This is a genomic window from Microbacterium sp. Root322 (genome assembly GCF_001425645.1).
Taxonomy (GTDB): domain Bacteria; phylum Actinomycetota; class Actinomycetes; order Actinomycetales; family Microbacteriaceae; genus Microbacterium; species Microbacterium maritypicum.
On record NZ_LMCS01000002.1, the window covers coordinates 738,290 to 758,173 of the forward strand.

At 68.2% G+C, this 19,884-nt stretch carries 21 protein-coding genes; 12 read left to right on the top strand and 9 right to left on the bottom strand.

The genetic code is table 11. The features are described 5' to 3' along the window. Positions 1-33: 33 nt before the first annotated feature. Positions 34-927, bottom strand: a complete 894-nt coding sequence (locus ASC55_RS08440) for a formylglycine-generating enzyme family protein (RefSeq protein ID WP_055874394.1) — start codon at positions 925-927, stop codon at positions 34-36. A gap of 77 nt (positions 928-1,004) precedes the next feature. Here ASC55_RS08440 and ASC55_RS08445 point away from each other — a divergent pair, with 77 nt between their 5' ends. The 4 genes from ASC55_RS08445 (at position 1,005) to ASC55_RS08460 (ending at position 3,906) form a co-directional block, all read left to right on the top strand. After that, positions 1,005-1,316 (top strand): NIPSNAP family protein, encoded by a 312-nt coding sequence (locus ASC55_RS08445; protein ID WP_055874397.1) that lies wholly within the window; start codon positions 1,005-1,007, stop codon positions 1,314-1,316. A gap of 134 nt (positions 1,317-1,450) precedes the next feature. Next, entirely contained in the window at positions 1,451-2,497 is a 1,047-nt protein-coding gene (locus ASC55_RS08450) for an NAD(P)/FAD-dependent oxidoreductase (RefSeq protein WP_055874400.1), read from the top strand. A gap of 264 nt (positions 2,498-2,761) precedes the next feature. Then, on the top strand, positions 2,762-3,028 hold the full coding sequence (locus ASC55_RS08455; protein WP_055865915.1) for a hypothetical protein: 267 nt from the start codon (positions 2,762-2,764) through the stop codon (positions 3,026-3,028). A 14-nt stretch (positions 3,029-3,042) separates the two neighbouring features. Further along, positions 3,043-3,906, top strand: coding sequence for an FHA domain-containing protein (locus tag ASC55_RS08460; protein ID WP_055865917.1), 864 nt, complete (start codon positions 3,043-3,045; stop codon positions 3,904-3,906). A 72-nt stretch (positions 3,907-3,978) separates the two neighbouring features. On the opposite strand, the gene ASC55_RS08465 is transcribed toward ASC55_RS08460, so the two are convergent. After that, positions 3,979-4,806, bottom strand: coding sequence for an SDR family NAD(P)-dependent oxidoreductase (locus ASC55_RS08465; RefSeq protein WP_055865919.1), 828 nt, complete (start codon positions 4,804-4,806; stop codon positions 3,979-3,981). Positions 4,807-4,866: 60 nt separating this feature from the next. On the opposite strand from ASC55_RS08465, the gene ASC55_RS08470 reads away from it, so the two are divergent. The 4 genes from ASC55_RS08470 (at position 4,867) to ASC55_RS08485 (ending at position 11,240) form a co-directional block, all read left to right on the top strand. Beyond that, positions 4,867-5,448 (top strand): hypothetical protein, encoded by a 582-nt coding sequence (locus tag ASC55_RS08470; protein ID WP_055874403.1) that lies wholly within the window; start codon positions 4,867-4,869, stop codon positions 5,446-5,448. 68 nt (positions 5,449-5,516) lie between these two features. Next, on the top strand, positions 5,517-8,417 hold the full coding sequence (locus ASC55_RS08475) for a YhgE/Pip domain-containing protein (protein WP_055874406.1): 2,901 nt from the start codon (positions 5,517-5,519) through the stop codon (positions 8,415-8,417). Then, on the top strand, positions 8,414-10,594 hold the full coding sequence (locus tag ASC55_RS08480) for a YhgE/Pip domain-containing protein (protein WP_055874409.1): 2,181 nt from the start codon (positions 8,414-8,416) through the stop codon (positions 10,592-10,594). The genes ASC55_RS08475 and ASC55_RS08480 overlap by 4 nt, the downstream gene beginning before the upstream one ends. A 28-nt stretch (positions 10,595-10,622) precedes the next feature. Then, a complete protein-coding gene (locus ASC55_RS08485) occupies positions 10,623-11,240 on the top strand; it encodes a TetR/AcrR family transcriptional regulator (RefSeq protein ID WP_055865929.1) in 618 nt (205 codons plus the stop codon). A gap of 45 nt (positions 11,241-11,285) precedes the next feature. Here the strand turns inward: ASC55_RS08485 and ASC55_RS08490 are convergent, their stop codons facing one another. From ASC55_RS08490 to ASC55_RS08500, 3 genes are all read right to left on the bottom strand, one after another. Continuing rightward, a complete protein-coding gene (locus ASC55_RS08490; protein WP_235563159.1) occupies positions 11,286-11,786 on the bottom strand; it encodes a BLUF domain-containing protein in 501 nt (166 codons plus the stop codon). Beyond that, positions 11,783-12,037, bottom strand: coding sequence for a hypothetical protein (locus tag ASC55_RS08495; protein WP_055874412.1), 255 nt, complete (start codon positions 12,035-12,037; stop codon positions 11,783-11,785). The genes ASC55_RS08490 and ASC55_RS08495 overlap by 4 nt, the downstream gene beginning before the upstream one ends. Before the next feature lie 63 nt (positions 12,038-12,100). After that, positions 12,101-12,451 (bottom strand): hypothetical protein, encoded by a 351-nt coding sequence (locus ASC55_RS08500; protein ID WP_157559421.1) that lies wholly within the window; start codon positions 12,449-12,451, stop codon positions 12,101-12,103. A gap of 361 nt (positions 12,452-12,812) precedes the next feature. Between ASC55_RS08500 and ASC55_RS08505 the strand changes: the two genes are divergently transcribed. From ASC55_RS08505 to ASC55_RS08520, 4 genes are all read left to right on the top strand, one after another. Further along, a complete protein-coding gene (locus ASC55_RS08505) occupies positions 12,813-14,213 on the top strand; it encodes a threonine/serine ThrE exporter family protein (protein WP_055865931.1) in 1,401 nt (466 codons plus the stop codon). 103 nt (positions 14,214-14,316) lie between these two features. Further along, positions 14,317-15,387 (top strand): hypothetical protein, encoded by a 1,071-nt coding sequence (locus ASC55_RS08510; protein WP_055874416.1) that lies wholly within the window; start codon positions 14,317-14,319, stop codon positions 15,385-15,387. A 190-nt stretch (positions 15,388-15,577) separates the two neighbouring features. After that, on the top strand, positions 15,578-15,853 hold the full coding sequence (locus ASC55_RS08515; RefSeq protein ID WP_327038408.1) for a hypothetical protein: 276 nt from the start codon (positions 15,578-15,580) through the stop codon (positions 15,851-15,853). Positions 15,854-15,973: 120 nt separating this feature from the next. After that, positions 15,974-16,117 carry a hypothetical protein gene (locus tag ASC55_RS08520; RefSeq protein ID WP_157559422.1) on the top strand — a complete coding sequence of 48 codons (144 nt, stop codon included), beginning with the start codon at positions 15,974-15,976 and terminating at the stop codon, positions 16,115-16,117. Positions 16,118-16,147: 30 nt separating this feature from the next. Here the strand turns inward: ASC55_RS08520 and ASC55_RS08525 are convergent, their stop codons facing one another. The 4 genes from ASC55_RS08525 to ASC55_RS08540 all read right to left on the bottom strand — a co-directional run bounded on the left by ASC55_RS08525 (position 16,148) and on the right by ASC55_RS08540 (position 19,873). Further along, complete coding sequence (locus ASC55_RS08525; protein WP_055874425.1) at positions 16,148-16,720, bottom strand: hypothetical protein; 573 nt, start codon at positions 16,718-16,720, stop codon at positions 16,148-16,150. A gap of 34 nt (positions 16,721-16,754) precedes the next feature. After that, entirely contained in the window at positions 16,755-18,428 is a 1,674-nt protein-coding gene (locus tag ASC55_RS08530; protein WP_055874428.1) for a DUF7927 domain-containing protein, read from the bottom strand. A 14-nt stretch (positions 18,429-18,442) separates the two neighbouring features. Further along, a complete protein-coding gene (locus ASC55_RS08535) occupies positions 18,443-18,739 on the bottom strand; it encodes a DUF7882 family protein (RefSeq protein WP_017829372.1) in 297 nt (98 codons plus the stop codon). 96 nt (positions 18,740-18,835) lie between these two features. Next, the gene (locus tag ASC55_RS08540; protein WP_055876038.1) at positions 18,836-19,873 is read right to left on the bottom strand and encodes a methionine synthase; all 1,038 of its coding nucleotides are present in this window, start codon (positions 19,871-19,873) and stop codon (positions 18,836-18,838) included. Positions 19,874-19,884 lie beyond the last annotated feature (11 nt).

A 19,884-nucleotide genomic window follows, 5' to 3' on the forward strand; every position in this document is an offset into this window, starting at 1 on the left:
AAGCACTCCCTCACGGGTGCGCCCAGAGGCGCCTCACTCGGAACGGGTGAGGCGGAATCCGATGTGCGACATGCCGGTGTCCTCAGCCTGCGGCGAGCGCGCGGCCGGACGGAAGCGCAGGCAGTAGTCGGGCGAGCAGAGGTGCGATCCGCCCTTGAGCACCCGACGCGGGATGTCGGGAAACCCCTCCTGCGCGCTCGCGGCGGCGAGCAGGTTCGTGCGCTTGCCCGGGTCGACCGGGGCGTCGGAGAGGCGGAGGTGCCGCGGCGTGTAGAAATCGGTCGTCCACTCCCAGACGTTCGCGATCATGTCGTAGAGGCCATAGCCGTTCGGAGGGTACGAGCCGACCGGGGCCGTGCCGCCCACGCCCTGGTTGTCGTAGGGGAAGCGTCCGAGCCAGGAGTTCGCCTGGGCGATGCCGCCCGGGTACGCCTCGTCACCCCAGGCGAAGGGGGCGCCGTCCACTCCCCCGCGTGCCGCGTACTCGTGCTCGGCCTCGGTCGGCAGCCGCATCCCCACCCAGTCGGCGTAGGCGACCGCATCCTCGAACGCGATGTGCACGACGGGATGCTGCAGCAGATCGTCGATCGAGGAGTCGGGTCCGAACGGCCGGCGCCAGGACGCCCACGGCTGCCAGCGCCACCAGTTGCGCCATTCGCGCAGATCCGTCGGACCGGACGTCGGCGTGAACACCATCGCACCGGGCACCAGGTCCGCGGGGTCGGCTCCGGGGAAGGCCGCGGGATCGAGCTCGCGCTCGGCGACCGTCACGTATCCGGTCGCCTCGACGAATTGGGCGTACTGCGCGTTCGTCACCTCATAGCGATCGATGAAGAACGGGGCGACCTCGCGCTGATGGGCCGGTCGCTCGTCCGGGTAGAAGTCATCGGAGCCCATCAGAAACGTGCCACCCGGGATGTGAACCATGTCGCGCGAGTTCGTCACGTGCTCAGCGTAGTGTCGGGGTTCCCCGGCACCCTGGCCGATCTGGAAGGATCATCCTCATGATCACCGTTCATCTGCGCTACGAGATCGATCCGGACAAGCTCGACGACTTCACCGCGTACGGACGCACCTGGATACGCCTCGTGGAGAAGCATGGCGGCACCCACCACGGCTACTTCCTGCCGAGCGAGGGCGACAGCGATGAGGCCTTCGCGCTGTTCACCTTCCCCTCCCTGGCGGAGTACGAGGTCTATCGGACCGCGTCGAAGACCGACCCGGAGTGCGTCGAGGCATTCGACTTCGCCCGCAGGACCGGGTGCATCCGCCGCTACGAGCGCCGCTTCCTCAGCCCGGTCTTCGACGGGGCATAGGTACGAGAAGGCGGGTTTCCGGTACGAGGGCCGCCAACTGGACACGATGTTCTGGGACGGCGGATGGGTCGACTCCATCCTCATGGCGGTGCTGAGCACGGACGAGCGTCCCCTCGATCCTTAAGCTGGAGGCGATGTCTGACCTCCGAGCACCCGCGAACGCCCCCATCGTCGTGATCGGCGCCGGTGTGATCGGCGCCTCCATCGCTCACCATCTGGCTCGCGCCGGACGCGAGGTGGTCGTGCTCGACAGCGGAACTCCGGGCACGGGAGTGACAGCCGCGTCATTCGCCTGGGTCGGCATCGCCAAGAGCCCCGCCGACGCGTATGCGGGTTCGCTCCGCGAGCGTGCGCGGCCGGAGTTCGATCGCGTCCTCACCGAGATCACCGCGCCCATCGGGCTTCGTCCGTTCGGTGCTCTCACGTGGGAGGAGTCCGAGGAGCGGACTCGCTCCTTCGTCTCCGACCACCAGGCTGCAGGGCACCGGATGAAGCTGATAACGGCGTACGAGGCGCGGATGCGGGAGCCGAGCCTGCGCGACGTGCCAGACGTGGTGGCATACGCCCCCGACGATGTGGGGGTCGATCCGGTCGCCTTCACGCGCGCCCTTCTGCAGAGCGCACAGGAGCACGGGGCGGAGGTGCGCACCGGCACCACCGTCCTGCGGATCGTTCACGATGACGGCCGCGTTCGTGGGGTTGCGACCGACTGGGGTGTGCTCGCCGCGAAGAGCGTCGTCCTCGCGGCCGGCACCGCGTCGACCGGCCTCGCCGCGTCGGTCGGAGTCGATATCGACGTCGCGGGGTCTCCCTGTTGCCTGCTGCGCTTCTCCACACCCCGCCCGCTCGTGCGGGGCATCCTCTCCGCCCCGGAGTTCGAGGTCCGCCAGCTGGACGACGCCACGCTCCTCGCCGCGGAAGACGTTCCCGCAAGTTTCTCCGGTGACCCGAGAGAGCTCGCCGTGGCCACTCTCGCCGCGATCCGCCGGTCCTTCGTCGACGCCGACGACGTCCGCCTCGAACATGCCGTGATCGCCGACCGACCGATGCCGGCGAACGGACAGCCGCTCGTGGGCCCGGTGCCGACCATGCCCGGCCTCCACCTGGCGATCGCCCACCCCGGCGTGATCCTGTCCGCCGAGATCGGACGCCAGGTCGCCGCGGCCCACACCACGCCCTGAGGTCTCCTCCACACGCGATCAGACGTGGAGGTGCCGACACGGGGGGTGATGACGTCGTGGATCACCACGAGCTGTTCCGGTGAGAACACGTCGACGTAATCGTGTGCTGCTCTCTCGCTTGAGGAGAGGGCCTCAGTGGGGCGCTCCGCACGGGGATCGTCTGCATAGCTCGAAGCCCGGGAGACGGGTGTGACTGCATTGTAATTCCCGCTTCTCGGGCGCATAATCTGAACAACAGGACATGGCGTCAGCGAAGGAGCTCCCATGAGTGACCAATCGGAAGACTCGGGGCTGTTCTCTTCAGCCTCAGGTCCCAGCGGTGCGTCGATCACCGACTGGACGGATCTCGGACGGGAGATGTGGTCCTATCTCACCGGTCGTGGGGCAGCTGTCAACTACACGTTCGAGGACATGACGGTGGAAGTGCCCAGAGACATCGGACCTGACGCGCCCCGGGCGACCTGGAAGTTCAACGGCACCCTTCGGGTCACCACCAGCGACAGCGCCTCGGGCGAATCTCGGTCCGACTGAGAAGACCGACGCCGATGATCCATCTCGATATCGACCTGCAGGTGGAGCAAGCCGCCGCGGACGGCGGCCCTCCGACGAGGTTCGAGGTGCACGCTGCGGGCCGCGAGATCGTCATCACCTTCGAGTCCTCCTCCGGCTTCGGAGGGATGGGACGCCACGAACTCACTCAGCTCGGTCCACTCGCCGACGGGCTCGCCCGACGAGGTATCCGCGTGCGTGTGGAGGGTCCGAAGGGGACTTTGGTTCAGTTCGGCGACGTGAAGTCCGGTCCGGTCGGTCGGGCGATCTCGGGCTCCACGCACATCCGGCTCGGGCATCTCACCACGTTGCTGTCCGAGGCGAAGCAGCGGGAACGCGGTGATGGCTTCCAGCTCCCGCTGCCCCCACCCACACTGTTCCCTCTCGTGCCCACTCTGAACCGGCGAGTACCGCGGCGAGTGACCACGACCCACTATCTCCCGGGTTCAGGTAGGCCGCGATTGATCTTCGCCGTCGGTGACGGCGACTGGGACCGCAGCCGACCACGAGAGTTCGATCTGCTTCCCGACCGGACGACGATCGGCTCCGATTCCAGTGCCGACCTCCGCCTCGAAGGCTTGAAGGCCATCCACGCTGAGGTGCGTCGCAACGAGGACGACGAGTACGTCCTCTACTCGTATGGCGCGACCGGTGGAGGTCGGCCGAACCTGCCGCACAGTTCCGACGACGCGAGGATCCTGCGCACAGGTTCACGGATCGAGATCGGATCATGGCGTCTGGCTTACTACCGTGAGGAGTTCGCCGACCACGGACGCCCGTTCGGTGGGCGGCAGGGCGGCGAGTACGAATTCCAGAAGCAGCAACCCGTGCGCCCATACGGTTCAGGGGAGCTCGGCTGACGCCGAGCCGAACTCCCCAGGTCCGCTGATCGGGACCCCGCCCTTGGAGTCGGGCACTTCAGTCGATGCCGATCAGCCGGCGGCGATCCAGGATCGCGTGAAACCGAGCACCCCGCTGCCGTCGGTGTCCGCGAGGGAGACCCCGACGAATCTGGTGGCACCCTCGGAGCTCTGCCAGCGGAACCGGTACTCGTCGGACAGGACCGCGTCTGCGATCGCCGCCCCCGCGGATTCGGCGGACTGCGCATTCGCGAACGCGCCTGCGGTGCGGGAGATGTAGGCGTCAAGGAGCGAGCCGTAGGGGCCACCGCTCTCCGGCCGGACGGCGTTGTCGACGAAGGCGCTGGCGACCGCGGCGGGCTCGATCACACTGACCCCGACGCCGAACCGTTCCGCGACAACCGCCAGCGACTGCATGAAACCCTCCACCGCGAACTTCGCTCCGCAGTAGGCGTCGGCGAACGGCTGGCCGACGGCTCCGCCGACGCTCGTCACGGTGAGGATGCGCCCGCTGCCGCGCTCGCGCATGCCCGGCAGCACGAGTTTGGTGAGGTTGACCGGCGCCAGGTAGTTGATGTCGAGTTGCGCCTGGACCTCCTCCATCGTCAACTGCTCGGCCGTCGCCACGCTGCCTTGCCCGGCGTTGTTCACGAGCACGTGGATGCCCCCGAGCTCCGCCTCGATCTGCGCCACCAGTCGTGCCGCGGCGGCATGATCCACCACGTCGAGAGCGCGCACATCGACCTCGACCCCCGCTTCTCCGGCCGCAGCCCGCAAGGCGCCTGCTTTCGCCGTGTCGCGCATGGTCGCGACCACGTGCAGCCCGCGTCGTGCCAGCTCGACGGCGGCGTGGAGTCCCATTCCCGATGACGTTCCGGTGATCAGTGCGATGTCGTTCATGAGGTGACTCTACGACGAGCCGCCCGGAGGCGGCGGGGTGCTCCGGGCTAGGATCCCAGGATGTCGGCGACGATCATGGAGGCACCGATGCCCAGCACCGTACGTCTGCGCGCAAGCGCGCTCCTGGTCGCAGGAGTGCTGGCCTGCGCCGGTTGCTCCGCGGCGATGCCCAGCCCGCCGGCGGCTGTCGGCGATGGCTTCCCCGGCACCTGCCTGCCGTCCGAAGTCTCCTGGCCCTCCGACTTCCTCGAGTCCCTGCCCGGAGAATCGGAGGCGATCGGCGGCACCATCGTGGGCCTTCGCCTCGAGTGGGTCGACTCCGACTTCGTGTGGCGGCTGCGCAGCGCCGACACCCGGGTCGACATGTTCGGCGAACGGGTCGACGATCCGGCCTTCGGCAGGGAGTCACTGGTCGACGTCCGCACGCTCGAAGTCATCACGACGGACGAGACCGAGCTCACCGAGGCGGAGCAGCAGATGAACGGCAGCAGCGCCTACAGCGCGGCCCAGCTCTCGGGCGAGGAATACCCGAGTCCGCTCATCGTCGAGATGGCACGGGTCATGGAAGACGGCTCGCCCGCGTGGCGGCTGACCATGTGCGACACCGCCACGAACGAGATGACCGTCACGACTCTGGGCTGACCCGTGTCTGCGCACATCCCCTCAGCTAACTTGCACGTTCGTGTGCACGTAACGTGTAAACTCGTCCCGTGAAACAGAGCTGGCGGATCTACAAGCGCGACGTCAAGAGACTCTCCCGCGTACCCAAAGCCTGGATCATCATCATCGGGGTGCTCATCACCCCGGCCCTGTACGCGTGGTTCAACATCAACGCGTTCTGGGACCCTTACGCCAACACCGCGAACATCCGCGTGGCGGTGGTCGATCTCGACGAGGGCGCCACCTCCGACCTCACCGGACACATCGACATCGGCGAGCAGGTGACCGAGCAGCTCGAGGACAACGACCAGCTCGGCTGGCAGTTCATGGGCGAGGACGAGGCCCAGGAGGCGGTGAAGAAGGGCGACGTCTACGCCGCCATCGTCATTCCCGCACAGTTCAGTGAGGATCTGCTCAGCATCACCAGCGGCGACTTCACCCAGCCGGCACTGCAGTACTACGTCAACGAGAAGGCCGGCGCGATCGCGCCGAAGATCACCGACGTCGGCGCCTCTGAACTCGACAAGCAGGTCACGACCGCCTTCAAGGAGCAGGTGGCGCTCGCAGCGACGAACGCCCTCAAAGACGTCGGCGACTCCACGGAGCTGCGGCTGCTGAACGCCAGGGACAACACCCTCAACGCCTTCGACCAGGCGACCCAGACCCTCTCGTCAGCGCGCGAGAACCTCGCAGAGACGGAGGAGGGGCTCACATCCTCCCGGGGCACCCTCTCGTCAGCGCGGGGCACGCTCGGCGACGTCGACAAGACGCTCGGCGACGTGCAGAAGTCGCTCGCCCAGACGCAGTCGATCATCGCCGAGACGCAGAAGGAGGTGATCGCCTTCACCGACAGCGCCACCACGGCGTTCCTGAAGGGCACCACCCTGCTCGCCGACGCCTCCTCGAAGGCGAACGTCTCGATCACCCGTCTCACTCAGAGCCTCGAACAGGCGGGCGTGCGCATCGACGCCGGGATCGACGACGTCTCGAACGTGCTGAAGGCGAACGAGGCGGCGGCCGCCCGGCTGCAGACGCTTCTCGACAACACCGACCTCAGCGACGACACGAAGCAGCGCCTGACCGAGGTCATCGCCTCGCTCCAACAGCGCAATGCCACCGATCAGCAGCTGCTCGCGGATCTGAAGACCCTGAAGGCCGGTGCCTCCGACACCGTGGCTTCCGTTCAGGCGGCAGCCGACGCCGTGGACCAGGCGATGCAGGACACCCGGGATGCCTCGGCGGCGATGCGCGACGTCCTCACCCGCACCGTGCCCTCGCTCAACAGCGCCATGTCGCAGCTGTCGGCGAGCGTCGGATCGTTCTCGGCGGCGCTGGACGCGCAGAAGGGCGTGCTCGCACAGGCCGATCAGCTGCTCGCCGGGCTGGACTCGCAGCTCGTGGCCACGTCGTCGGCGCTGCAGAGCTTCGACAACGACCTCGCGGGCATCGAGCAGGGTCTGCAGACGTCGCGCACCGACGTCGTCGCCCTCAACGCCGCATCCGAGTGGGGTCTGCTCGGCACCCTGACCGATCTGGAGCCCGAGCAGATCGCCCAGTTCATCTCCTCCCCCGTCGAGGTCGACGAGCATCTGGTGTTCCCCGTCGACACCTACGGGTCGGCGATGGCCGCGCTCTTCACGAACCTGTCGCTGTGGATCGGCGCCTTCGTGCTCATGGTGATCTTCCGCGTCGAGGTCGACACCGAGGGCGTCGAAGACGTCACCGTGCGCCAGGCCTACTTCGGCCGCTTCTTCCTCTTCGCGACGCTCGCCATCGGCCAGGCGCTGATCGTGTGCATCGGCAACCTCATCATCGGTGTGCAGACCGTCAGCGCCGCGGCCTTCGTCGGCACCGGTGTGCTCATCGCCCTCGCCTACGTGAGCATCATCTACGCCCTCTGCGTCGCATTCGGCCACGTCGGCCGGGGCCTGTGCATCCTGCTGGTGATCATGCAGATCCCCGGCGCGTCCGGCCTGTACCCGATCGAGCTGATGCCCGGGTTCTTCCGTGCGATCTACCCGCTCCTGCCGTTCTCCTACGGCATCGACGCGATGCGGGAGACGATCGGGGGCTTCTACGGCGGCCACTACTGGCGCTTCCTCGGCGCTCTCGCCGTGTTCGTCGCTCTCGCGTTCCTCGTCGGGCTCGTCCTGCGGCGCCGTCTCGCCAACTTCACCCTGCTCTTCAACCGCCAGGTGCTCTCGACCGACCTCCTGATCGGCGAGAAGGTGCAGGTCGTCGGCAGCGGGTACCGGCTCACCGACGTGATCAGGGCGCTGTCGAACCGCGCCGAGTACCGCGACGACCTCGCTCGACGGGCAGAGCCGTTCACCCGCCGCTACCCGACGCTGCTGAAGGCGACGGTGCTCACGGGAGCCGCGGGCCTCGTCGTGCTCGGTGTCCTCACCTGGGCGCTTCCCGAGTCGAAGGCACTGCTGCTGGGACTGTGGACCCTCTGGATCCTGCTGGTCATCGGATTCCTCGTGACCATCGAGTACATCAAGCACAGTTTCGAGAACGGCGAGGAGGTCGCCGCTCTCGACGAGGCGGAGCTGCGTCAGCTCGCCCTCGCGGGCCCCGCCGGCCATGCGGCGGTCCTGCCCGTCACGACAGCCGAACCGCTGCCCTCGACCTCATCCGCCCCGATCGCCGCGACCGAGGCCGAGGCCCCGGTGACGGATGCGACGGCCGAGCGGGACGAACCGGCCGCCGGTGTCGAGGCCGACGCCCTGCTCACGGAGTGGTTCGGTTCCGAACCACAGCCCGACGCCGCCCCGGAACCGGACCCCGGCGCCGAACCGGATGCCGACCCCGTGCAGCCCGAGACGACCGCGGCGGTGGACGCCCCGGAGGACGAGGGACCGACACGAACGGCGGAACCGGAAGAGGACGAACCGGAAGAGGATGAACCGGCCGAGCACCAGCGAGCAGAAGGAGAGGACCGCGCGTGAAGGACATCCTGCACCTGACACTGCGCGACGTTCGTCACGCCACCCAGAACGTGATGGCATGCATCGTCCTGTTCGGTCTCGTCGTCATCCCCTCCCTGTTCACCTGGTTCAACGTGATCGCCAGTTGGGATCCGTTCGCGAACACTAAGGACCTGAAGATCGCGGTCGCGAGCACCGATGCCGGCTACGAGAGCGACCTCGTCCCGATCCGCGTGAACGTCGGGGAGCAGGTTCTCTCTCAGCTCCGCGGGAACGACCAGCTCGACTGGGTCATCACCGATGAGCACGACGCGATCGACGGGACGAAGTCGGGCGAGTACTACGCCGCGATCGTGCTGCCCGAGACCTTCAGCGCGGACATGCTGACCTTCTACGCCGACGGTGGCGACCGCACGCACATCGCGCTCTACACGAACGAGAAGAAGAACGCGCTGGCGCCGAAGATCACCGGACAGGGCGCGGAAGGGGTGTCGTCCGAGATCAGCGACACGTTCGCCCAGACGCTCGGCGACGTCGCGCTCGGCCTCGTCTCGTCGTTGTCGGACTACCTCACGGATGAGGACACGCAGGCAGCACTCACCCGGGTCGAGGCGCGCCTGGGGAGTGTGGGCGATCAGCTGCGCTCCGGTGCGCACACGGCCGACACCTTCACGGCTCTGCTCGAGGGGAGCCGGCCGCTGCTCGACAGCGCCTCGGCCCTGGTCGACACGGCCGGTGACGCGTTCACGGACACCTCGGGCGCGCTCGGCAGCGGGGTGGACGCGGCGAACACACTGAAGTCCACTCTGCAGACGGCGGCACAGTCGCTCGCCGATGCCCTCGCGGCGACCTCGAACAGCTACGACGCCGTGGGGCAGCGCATCGATGAGCTGTACGCCGCGGGCGACACGCTCAGCGGCGCCCAGGTGCAGGCGATCACCACACTCGCCGAGCGTGTGCAGCAGCAGGCCGATCAGTACGCGGCGCTCAAGAACACGCTGGAGACCGAGGTCGGACCGAACCTGCCGGAATCCGCGCAATCCGACTTCGATGCCCTGATCAGCCGGCTCGACGAGGCGATCGCGCGGCAGCAGGCTCTGCAGGATCGCCTCCAGACGGCGGCGACCGACATCGCCGCCGGCAACGACGCGGCGCAGAGCTCCCACCAGGAAATCTCCGCCGCCATTGCCGAAGCCAAGAAGGCGCTCGCCGACGCACGGAGCACCTACGACAACGGCCTGAAGGCGCAGCTGAGTTCGCTGTCGACGACTCTCTCCCAGATCGGGTCCGATGTCTCGGCGATCCGCTCCGACCTGTCCGGCATCACCTCGGGCCTGTCCGGTGCCTCCGATTCCGTGCTGTCCACGCTGTCGCGCGCTCAGGAGGCCACGACGCAGCTTTCGGCATCGCTGAACACGATGGCCGACAGGTTCGACGCCGTCCAGCAGTCGATCGCGAAGGCCGCCGACACCGGCGACCTCAGCGAACTGACCGGCGCCGACCCCGGTGTGCTCGCCACGTCTCTCGCCGAGCCGGTGCGCCTCGACCGCACCGCGGTCTTCCCCGTGGCGGGATTCGGTGCGGCCATGGCGCCGCTGTACATGATCCTCGCGCTCTGGGTGGGCGCGCTTCTGATGACCGTGACGATCCGCGTGGATGTGAACGCCGAGACGCTCCCCGACCGCCCTGAACTCACGCCGACGCAGAAGTACCTCGGCCGCTACGGCATCTTCGGGCTGGTCGGTCTCGCACAGAGCACGCTGCTGACCCTCGGGCTGATCCTCTTCGTCCAGGTCGAGCCCGCGCATCCGCTTCTGCTGATCCTGGCAGGGTGGGCGATCTCGACAGTGTTCACACTCATCGTGTACACCGCGGTGGTCGCTTTCGGCAATGCGGGCAAGGCGCTCTCGGTACTGCTCCTGGTGATCCAGATCTCGGGCTCGGGCGGCGCGTACCCGCTGCAGCTGCTGCCCGACTGGTTCCAGAGCATCAGCCCGTTCCTTCCCGCGACCTACGCGGTGAACATGGTGAGGTCGGCGATCGCCGGCGTCTATCAGGCCGACTTCTGGTGGGCGCTGGGTGCCCTCGCGCTGTTCATCATCCCGGCACTGCTCCTCGGGCTCGTGCTGCGGCGCCCCCTGATGACGTACAACCGCAAGCTGGTCGAAGCCCTCGCGTCGACCAAGCTGATGTCCTGATCCCCGCGACTCCGCGAAAGGACCCGAAGTGACCGCACCGAATCCGCCGCGTCGACGCGACGCCCTGGCCAACCGCGAGGCCCTGCTGCGCGCGGCGCAGTCGGTGCTCGCGAGCAACCCCACGGCGTCGCTCGACGCGATCGCCCAGGCCGCAGGTCTCACCCGCCGAGCCGTCTACGGCCACTTCGCCGACCGCGACACCCTGCTGCGGGAGGTGATCGCCGCGGGTGCTCAGCGCTTCAACGCGATCGCCGAGACCACCGACGAGTCCGACCCCCGGGTGACCCTGGCACGGATGGCGACGCGTCTGTGGCGGGAGGCCTCCGCTGTGCGCGCATCGGCCAACATCGCCCTCGACGACGCGCATCTGACCGACACCGTGCTCGCCCTCGCGCCGCTGCGTCACCGCATCCGCGATCTGACCAGGGCCGGTGTCGACTCCGGGGCGTTCCGCGGCGATATGCCCGCCGAGCTGCTCGCCTTCCTCATCGAGGAGACGGCACGAGCCACGCTGCGCGAGCTGCGGCTCACCACGGCCGACGCCGACTCGACCGTCGTGCGCGTCGTGCTCAGCATCGTGGGGCTCTCGTGGAGGGAGCAGGCCGAGCTCATCAGCGCGCACCCCGAAATCTTCGCCCAGGACTGAGCCCGCGGGCGAGCGACCCGTCGGCGGCACCCGCTCGAAGGCGGGTCAGACGCTCACGTCGTCGCGGCGCACGACCCCCGTCGCACCCCGTGGAAGCTCTGCCCGATCCCGCGCGCGCACGCGGAACCAGAGCGTGAGCTCGGTCAACGCCCTGACGGTGGTGTCGATGTCCGATCCGGCATCCAGGTCGGCGAAGGAGTCGCGATACCCGGGCGGACGGCTCTCTCCGTGGTTGAGAACCCGGTACCCCATGGTCCAATCCGGGAACCGGCGCTCGGCGATCGGCTCTTCCAGGAGCACGCGCAGGTCGTGATGGCGGGAGTCGCTCCGGATGATGTCGACGAGCTCGGCAACCGTGTCCGGATGCCCCTCCAGCACCTGGATGAAGCGCCCGTCTCGATGAAGGAGCAGTCCGGTGATCCCCTGCCCGTCATTGCGTCGTCGGCAGACAGCCAGGAGATGCTCGAGCGCGGTCTCCCGAAACGGCTGAGAAGCAGTGCTGGTGTAGACGAGAGAGATCAGGTCGGTCGCCACTGTGGTGCTCACAGCGCCACCCCCTGCTCGCTCCCGTCGACCTGCAGCGACGCCGGGTTCGAAAGCTGCTCTACGGCGGTCGTCGCCGCCTGCAGCGTCGCGAAATCTCCGACGGGCGAAGACCGGGCGTCGAACGCGCGATATCCGCCATCGCCCTGCCTGTCGACGTATCCCAGAAAGTCGCCACGCCGGCTTCCGACGTGGAATCCTTCTTCGACGCATGCCCAGAGGACATCGTTATCAGGTCGGACATCGTGCGGCACCTCAGCAGGATATGCGTGCGGTGTCCGCAGCGCCCTCCCCTTTACATCCGCCGTACCTGTGCGCTAAGCGCGAGCGCCATGATCGATGTCGATGTCGAGCGAGGGGATTCCGATCTCCTCGCCGTCCTCGTCTTCCCCCGCACCGCGCTGGGGGAAGAGAGGGTGCTCGCGGATGGCCGCGGCGTCCTCCGAGAAGTCCGGGTCGTCGTCGCCGGAGATGTGCGGGCCGACCAGGAGGTCGTTGCCGACCCCGACGATCAGATCCGCGGTGTCCCTCTTCCCGTCGATGACGATTGGCAACCGCAGGGCCGCCGATTCGCCCTCGCTCGCGATGGCGGCGGCGAGCGAGACGAGCGCTTCGGCGACGTCGTCGGTCGTGACCACCTGTTGGCCTGCATACGACACGAGTTTCATGACTCAGACGGTGTCATGGCCACAGCGGCACACCCAAGGGGGTTGTGCGCACCGCATCGAAAACGCTAGTCCGCCCGCGTCCGCTCGATAGCAGCGTCGCCGCCCGTGCGTCAAGGGACGGCGGACGATAGGGGCGCTCGCCTCGTGCGTGCGTATCGTGGAGGACACGAAGAGTCGCTTGAGCGCTCTGAGTCGGTCGAACCGGCGCGCATTCGGATTCTCTCTCGGGTCTGGGATGCGGCCCGGGGGTCGGTGCGCATGCGCAGCTTCTCACTCGATTTCGCCGGTCCTCCGCGTTCGGGTCGCGGAGGACCGGACAGTCTTCCCCCCGATCGACGGCATGGACGGGAGAATGGACGATATGTCCGCGAGATCCCGCCGGCCGCTGCTCTCCTCCGTGCGCCGCCTGCTGCACACCGATCCCTCGGCGGTCGCGCACACCGAGGCCATGCCGGTCATCGACGAACGCACGGTTCCCCGGGTGCTCGATCTGGCCACGCGCATCGGAGAATCGATGTTCGCGGTCGGAGCCTCGGCGCACGAGGTCACGCTCGCCATCACCCGGGTGTGCGACGCCTACGGGATGCGGGGCGTGCAGGTCGACGTCACGTACAACTCGATCACCGTGTCGTTCCATCTGAGCGGCGAGGTCTGGCCCGAGACGCTGGTGCGCGTCGTGCGCGTCACCGCCCCCGACCACGCGAAGCTGCAGCGCGTGCAGGCCCTGGTCGCCGACATCGACGGTGGACTCGACCTCGAATCCGCACGCACAACGTTCCGTGCCATCCGACGGGTGCCGTTCCGCTACCAGCAGCCCGTCGTCATCGTCGCCAGGGCCCTCCTCGCCGTGGGCGTGAGCATCATGCTGGGTGCCTCGCCGATCATCGTCGGCCTCACCTTCGTCGCGGCCCTGTGCGCCGCACTCACCCAGGCCGGTCTCGCCCGACTGCGTGTGCCCCTGTTCTTCAGCCAGATCGCCGGAGGGTTCGTGACGACCGTCGTGGCCGTCGTGGTCTCCGCCCTCGGCACCGCGGGGATAGAGCCGTTCGTCGGCATCCGCCCTTCGATCATCGTCGCCTCCGGAATCGTGCTGATGCTCGCCGGCCTCACCGTGGTCGGTGCGGCACAGGATGCGATCGACGGCTTCGCGTTGACCGCGGGCGGACGCATCCTCGATCTGACCATGCAGACCCTCGGCGTCGTGATCGGCATCCTCGTCGGCCTGGAGCTCGGCGGCGTCCTGGGGTTCACCATGGGCCTGCCCGACGATCCTGCGCCGTTCGGCCCGCTCGTGAACCAGTTCGCCGGGGCGATCATCATCGCCGTGGCCGTGGCCGTGTTCAACGGCGCCGGCCTCCGGATCATCCTGGTCAGCGCGCTGCTCAGCGCCGTCACTCTCGCGGGCTACTCCGCCTCGGTCGCGCTGAACCTGCACCCGGCTGCGGCGAGCGCGATCGGCGCCCTGCTCGCGAGTTTCCTCGGGATGCTGATCGCCCGCAACCTCCACGTGCCCTCGGTCGCGGTGACCACCGCGGCGATCGTGCCCCTCGTTCCCGGTGTCGCCGTGTTCCAGGGACTGCTCGAGATGGTCCACGCCGCCGGCACCTCCACCGGCATGCTGCTCGCCGGCGGGTCGCTCATCGATGCCGCGGTCATCGGCATCGGCCTGGCATCCGGCGCGTCACTCGGCCTGTACCTGGGCACCCCGGTGCGCGCCACGCTCGCGAGCGTCGCGAAGACCCGCGCCCGCGTGCGCCGCTGACCCGACCCGGAGCGGTTCCGCGGCGCCCCCGCCGAGAGTCGGAGAGCCGAGAGTCGGCTGGGGATTCCGGTGCTCGACGCCCGTTGCCGCATAGGCTTCCCACGTGACTCCACCCCCGCCTCCCCCTCGGCGGACCATCACGTGGATCGCCGGCGGTGTCTTCGCCTGCGCCACGGCCGTCGTCTTCTGGGTCGTGGCGGTGTCTTCTGCCTCCTCGGGGGCGGCATCCGTCCTGATCGGACCGCTCGACGAGCTCAGTCTTCTCACTCTGTCTGTACTCCTGGCTTTCGGCTCCCTCGGCGTCGGCCTGTGGAGCATCGAAGCGCCGCGGAGGATGCTGCCACTGAAGGTCATCGGCGTCGTGCTGGCCACGTGCGCCGGGGCCCTCGCTGCCCTCGCTGCGGTCTTCACCGTCGACGCGAACGTGACGCCCGTACTGCACAGGGGCTGCGACACCGGGTACGTGGTCGTCGAGCGCTCGTTCCTCATGGGATCGAGCGGCACGGTGTACCGGCAGGACGGGGCGTTCATCGTCACTCAGGTCGGGTGGTCATCCGGTGACAACGGGCACCAGCCGTTCTCGATGGGCGGCTACGCCGTGACCGAAGAGCGCGGCATGCTGACCGTCTCCTACGCCGTCAACCGCCCTGTCGCGAGCACGGGGGTTACGGCCGGTTCCGGCACGTCGCTCTCGCTGCCGGTTCTCGACGACCGCACGCCGCAGTGCGGGCTGCACACAGCGAGGAGCGCCGATCAGGCTCCGTACCCGCCGATCCCCTCCCCCGAAACGGAGAAGCTGACGGTGGAGAACGTCGACGGCGCGATGAGGGAGATGATCGGCGCGTCGTTCGACGCCGCTGCGGGAGTGGTCGTCGATGCCTCGGGTGCGCCGTTGGACTCTTCCTCGCTGCCCTTGTCGTCGACACCCTGCACGGAAGGCCCCGGCACGCAGCGCGAAGTGCAGATCGCGTTCCGCACCGACGACAACAGCCGATCTCTGGAACGGATTCTGGCGGTGTGGGACCAGGCTGGCTATGCGAAGGACCGGGCGATGCAGGAGGACATCCGCTACAGCGAGAGCCTTCCGGTGGCACGCGTGGGCATCAAGGACACCTCGAGCCTCGATGGGCTGATCCACCTGACGTCGACGTCGGTCTGCATCCCTCCCGCATAGCGTTCCCGATCGCTGCGCGACCGCGGGACGAGTTGAGCAATATATCGGCTCCGACGTACAATTCTGCTGAGTTCTGGCGGGCTGAAGAGCGCCCGTTGACCGCGCGGATGCCCGACCGGCACCGCCCGGGGGTGGTGCGCTCCTCGGCAGCCGATACCGGCCAACCGATTGGAGTGTTGAGATGTTCACGATGCCCGATCCCCGATTCGAGCTGAGGAAGATCACCGATACCGAGTGGCTGATCCTCGATCACCGCTATGCCGAGGATGACTCACGGCGCACGGTCGCCTGCGTCTATCAAGTCGATGCCGTCGAGGTCGAGGTCGTCTGGTTGCGCGACCTCCCGCTCGCGAGCTCCTACATGTCCGCAGCCGATGTGTTGGAAGACGTGCAGCGCTTCCACGCGCCCCGCCGCGCGGGTCGTCCGATCCCGATCCCGTACCTGCCACCCCTCGCCACCGCCTGACGGAGGCTCACGCGCAGACGGAATTCTGCGGGTGGACGCGCCCGCCTGTCAACGGGCAGGCGGGTGCGTCTCGCAGAGGCGAGACTGATCGATCACCACATCCATCGATCGGAGAATCTGATGTCAGACCCGCAGAACCACGACGGCGACACCCCCGAGGTCGAGGCCGAGGGGATCGATCCCGACATGCCCTCGACCGATGACTCCGACGACGACGAGGAAGACGACGACGACGAAGGTCTCGACGTCGCCGACCTGCCGTAGCCGTCCGCGGACGGGAGACGCCGTGGCGGGTCAGCCCTGTCCGGGCTTTCCCCACATCTCCCCGGGGGCGAGGGACGGACATGTCGCGGACGCGCTGAGGGCGGCGACCTCTGCGCGGATCGCGACGCCCGACTCCGCCTTCGAGACGGTGTAGACGATGCCCTGCTGCGACTCATCGGCCGGGATGTAACCCACGAGCACGCCGTCGAGGTTCGGGTCCTCCTCCCACGGTGAGCCCCCCGCCGTGCTGACGAGGTCTGCCGTGGGGTTCTCCCGCAGCCAGTTGGCAGCCCCCGCCACTGTGGAGTCGGCGAGGGTCCAGTAGCCCTCGAGCTCGGCGACCGGCCGGCACGGCCACCCCTGATACGAGTTGAACGAGGCGGGGCTGTCCGCCACGCGCACGGCTCCCGGTGGCACCACGGCCGCGTCCAGCCACGCCTGCGCCTGCTGCTCCGCGGCGGCATCGTCTCCTGAGGTCTCGACACTCGGAGATGCGGTGGGTTCGCTGGTCGGGGCTGCGGCATCGTCACCGGCGCCGGTGGCGCACCCCGTCAAGACGAGGAGGGCGGAAAGGCTGAGGATCAGAGCGGAGCGCCGGTGCATGCCCCCACTATAGGGAGCGCGGTCCCCGCCGATCTCAGGCGAGCGGGTGGCGCGCACGCCTCCGGACGAGGAGCATCGCACCGGCCGACGCGAGCGCGATTCCGAACGCGACGAGCCCGGGGCCGCCCCCGCCGGAGCGGGCGAGCTCTGCGGGAAGTGTCTGGTTGCCCTGTGCGACGGCCGGAGGCGGGAGAGCGACGACCTCGCGCGTGAGCGTCTGACGCTCTACCGGCACGGCGCCCCCTCGAGCATCAGGACTCGCGGCCTCCACGTCGACGACGATCGCTGCGCCGCCCGTGATCACCAGGGCGGAGAACGACAACGTCACGCTGTCTCCGGGCGCGATCGCTCCCGTCCAGCGCAGCACGTCTCCCTCGAGAACGGCGACGCCCGTGGTCGCGCCGATCGGACGATCGATGCGAGCCGCCCGGAGCAGCGATGCCAGATCGGCGGTGAGGGCCGCATCCGTCAGCGGTACGTTCCCGCTGTTCGTGAGCGTGAACTCGTAGCCGACCCGGTCACCCGGCCGCAGCGACGTGCCCTCAGCCGGCGATGCGGTCGTGTCGAGGTCGAGTCGCGGCGACGCCGCCTCGGTGACGCCGATGCCTGCGCTTGGCCCCGTGTACATCAGCAGGGTCGACGTCTGGGTCGATCCCGAAGGATCGTGGAGTGCATCCGAGACGCTGCCTATGGCGTTGAACAGCCCCACGAACCGACCGGCCTCCGGCACCGCGGGGTTGTCGGCGGGGAGGTAGGTGACGGCACCCGTGACCTCGCGCGGGGACGAGAGCAGATAGAAGGCACCATCGATCGGGCTCGGGATCGTGGCGCTCACGACCGGGACACCATCGAGGGAATCGTCGCAGTCGAGGATGTAGTCGGAGCCGGCGACGAGAACGGTGCCGCCGCTGACGGGGATGTTCACGGGTCCGGGGTCTGCGGCGAACTCGCGCAGCTGCACGGCGTCGCAGTCCGGTGTCGATCCGCTGAACGGAGGGCTCGGGTCGGCGCTCGCGGTCACCCACTGTCCGCCCCGTGCGGCGAGCGCCGAATCGCCCTCCGCCTTCGTCTGGACCACGAACCTCCCGGCCGAGGAAGGCGTCGCACCGTGGACCCAGTGCCCACCGACGTGCTGGAACAGGTCGATGGACACCCCGTAGGCGACGTCGACGGTGTGACGCGCACCGTCCGCGGCGAACTCGGCGTGGTAGATCCCTCCCCCGGCGGCGAGGATCCCGCTGCCGACGACCTGGAGGAAGAACGTGAACGTGCCGCTCATCTTCCTGCTGTTCGCGGCGGCCTCGGTGAACGTTCCGGTCATCGTGTCGCCGTCGGCGCCGTGGGCGGTCACGACGACGTCGACGAGGGCCGCTCCCGACGCATCCACGATCGATGCGTCTTCGCTCAAGACGACCCTGGCACCGGCGGGCGCGCGCACTTCGAAGGTGTCGCCTGCGTTCGGGAGTTCCCGCTCCACGGTCAACGTGACGGCGAGGAAGGGCAGGGCAGCCGACGGGACCAGCGGATTCGACGCCTCATACGGAGCCACCGAGATGTCCGTGACCGTGGGGGCGGGTTCCGCGGCGAGCGCGGGGGCGTCGGCGATGCCGGCGATGCTCGCGGCACCGACGAAGAGACCGACGACGAGCGCGAGCGCGGATCGGCTGAGGGAACGACGGATCCCCGACGCGCGGAAGACCCCTGACACCTCGCTGATGTCGCCTATCCGAGCTGGTCGAGGACGAGTTCTCCGCGGGCGTTGAGGTTCTCCATCATGCGCTCGATCCGCTTCGTGTCGATCTCCGGCATCCTCGAGCCGTCGAACGCGAGGATCAGCGGAATCGCCGGATGCATCCAGATGGTGAGTCGGCCGGCGGGGTTCTTCTCCTCGGGCAGCCAGGTCATCATGAAGCTCTCGTGACGGCGGAGCTTCGTGCCGATCACGATCTTCAGGTGCGCCAACGTCGCATCATCGACCTCGATCGGAGGACGAGAGCTGTTGTACTCGAGAGTTCCCATGGTCTGAGAATACGCGCTCCCGCGTGCCGCATCTCGTGTCGGCGCCGGGTCTCGATCGGGGACCTAAGTGCACCCGTCGAGATCCGCCCCGGTAGATCAGGCCCCGGCGGCCGTGAGCTCCTCGCGAAGCAGAGCAGCGCCCGCGCTGAGCGCTCGCAGCTTGCCGCGTGCGAGGTCACGTGACAACGGCGCCAAGCCGCAGTTCGTGCTCGGGATGAGCTTGTCGGCGTCGACGAAGCGGAGCGCGTTCCTGAGGGTGTCGGCGACCTCCTCCGGGGTCTCGATCGTGTGGCTTGCCACATCGATGGCTCCGAGCATGACCTTCTTGCCCCGGATGAGCTCGATCAGGTCCAGCGGGACGTGCGAGTGGTGGCTCTCCAGCGAGACGATGTCGATGCTGGACTGCTGCAGCAGCGGGAACGACTTCTCGTACTGCCGCCATTCCGAGCCGAGAGTCGCCTTCCAGTCCGTGTTCGCCTTGATCCCGTAGCCGTAGCAGATGTGCACGACGGTCTCCGCGCGCAATCCCTCGGCCGCCCTCTCGAGCACTGCCACGCCCCAGTCCTGCACGTCGTCGAAGAAGACGTTGAACGCCGGCTCGTCGAACTGGATGATGTCCACCCCGGCCGCCTCGAGCTCCTTCGCCTCTTGATTGAGGATCGTCGCGAACTCCCAGGCCAGCTTCTCGCGGCTCTTGTAGTGGCGATCGTAGAGGGTGTCGATCATCGTCATCGGCCCAGGCAGTGCCCACTTGATGGGCTGATCGGTCTGCTGGCGGAGGAACTTCGCGTCTTCGACGAACACGGGCTTCTCGCGGCTCACGGCGCCGACGACCGTCGGCACGCTGGCGTCGTACCGGTCGCGGATCCGCACGGTCTCCCGCTGGTCGAAGTCGACGCCGGAGAGATGCTCGATGAACGTCGTGACGAAGTGCTGGCGCGTCTGCTCCCCGTCGCTGATGATGTCGATGCCGGCCTGGCGCTGCTCCTGAACGGCGATGCGGAGCGCATCCTGCGTGCCCTCGACCAGGGCGTCGCCCTGCAGTTTCCACGGAGACCAGAGCGTTTCCGGCTCGGCCAGCCAAGACGGCTTCGGAAGACTGCCGACGATCGAGGTGGGAAGGAGTGTGTGCATGATCGGTGAGT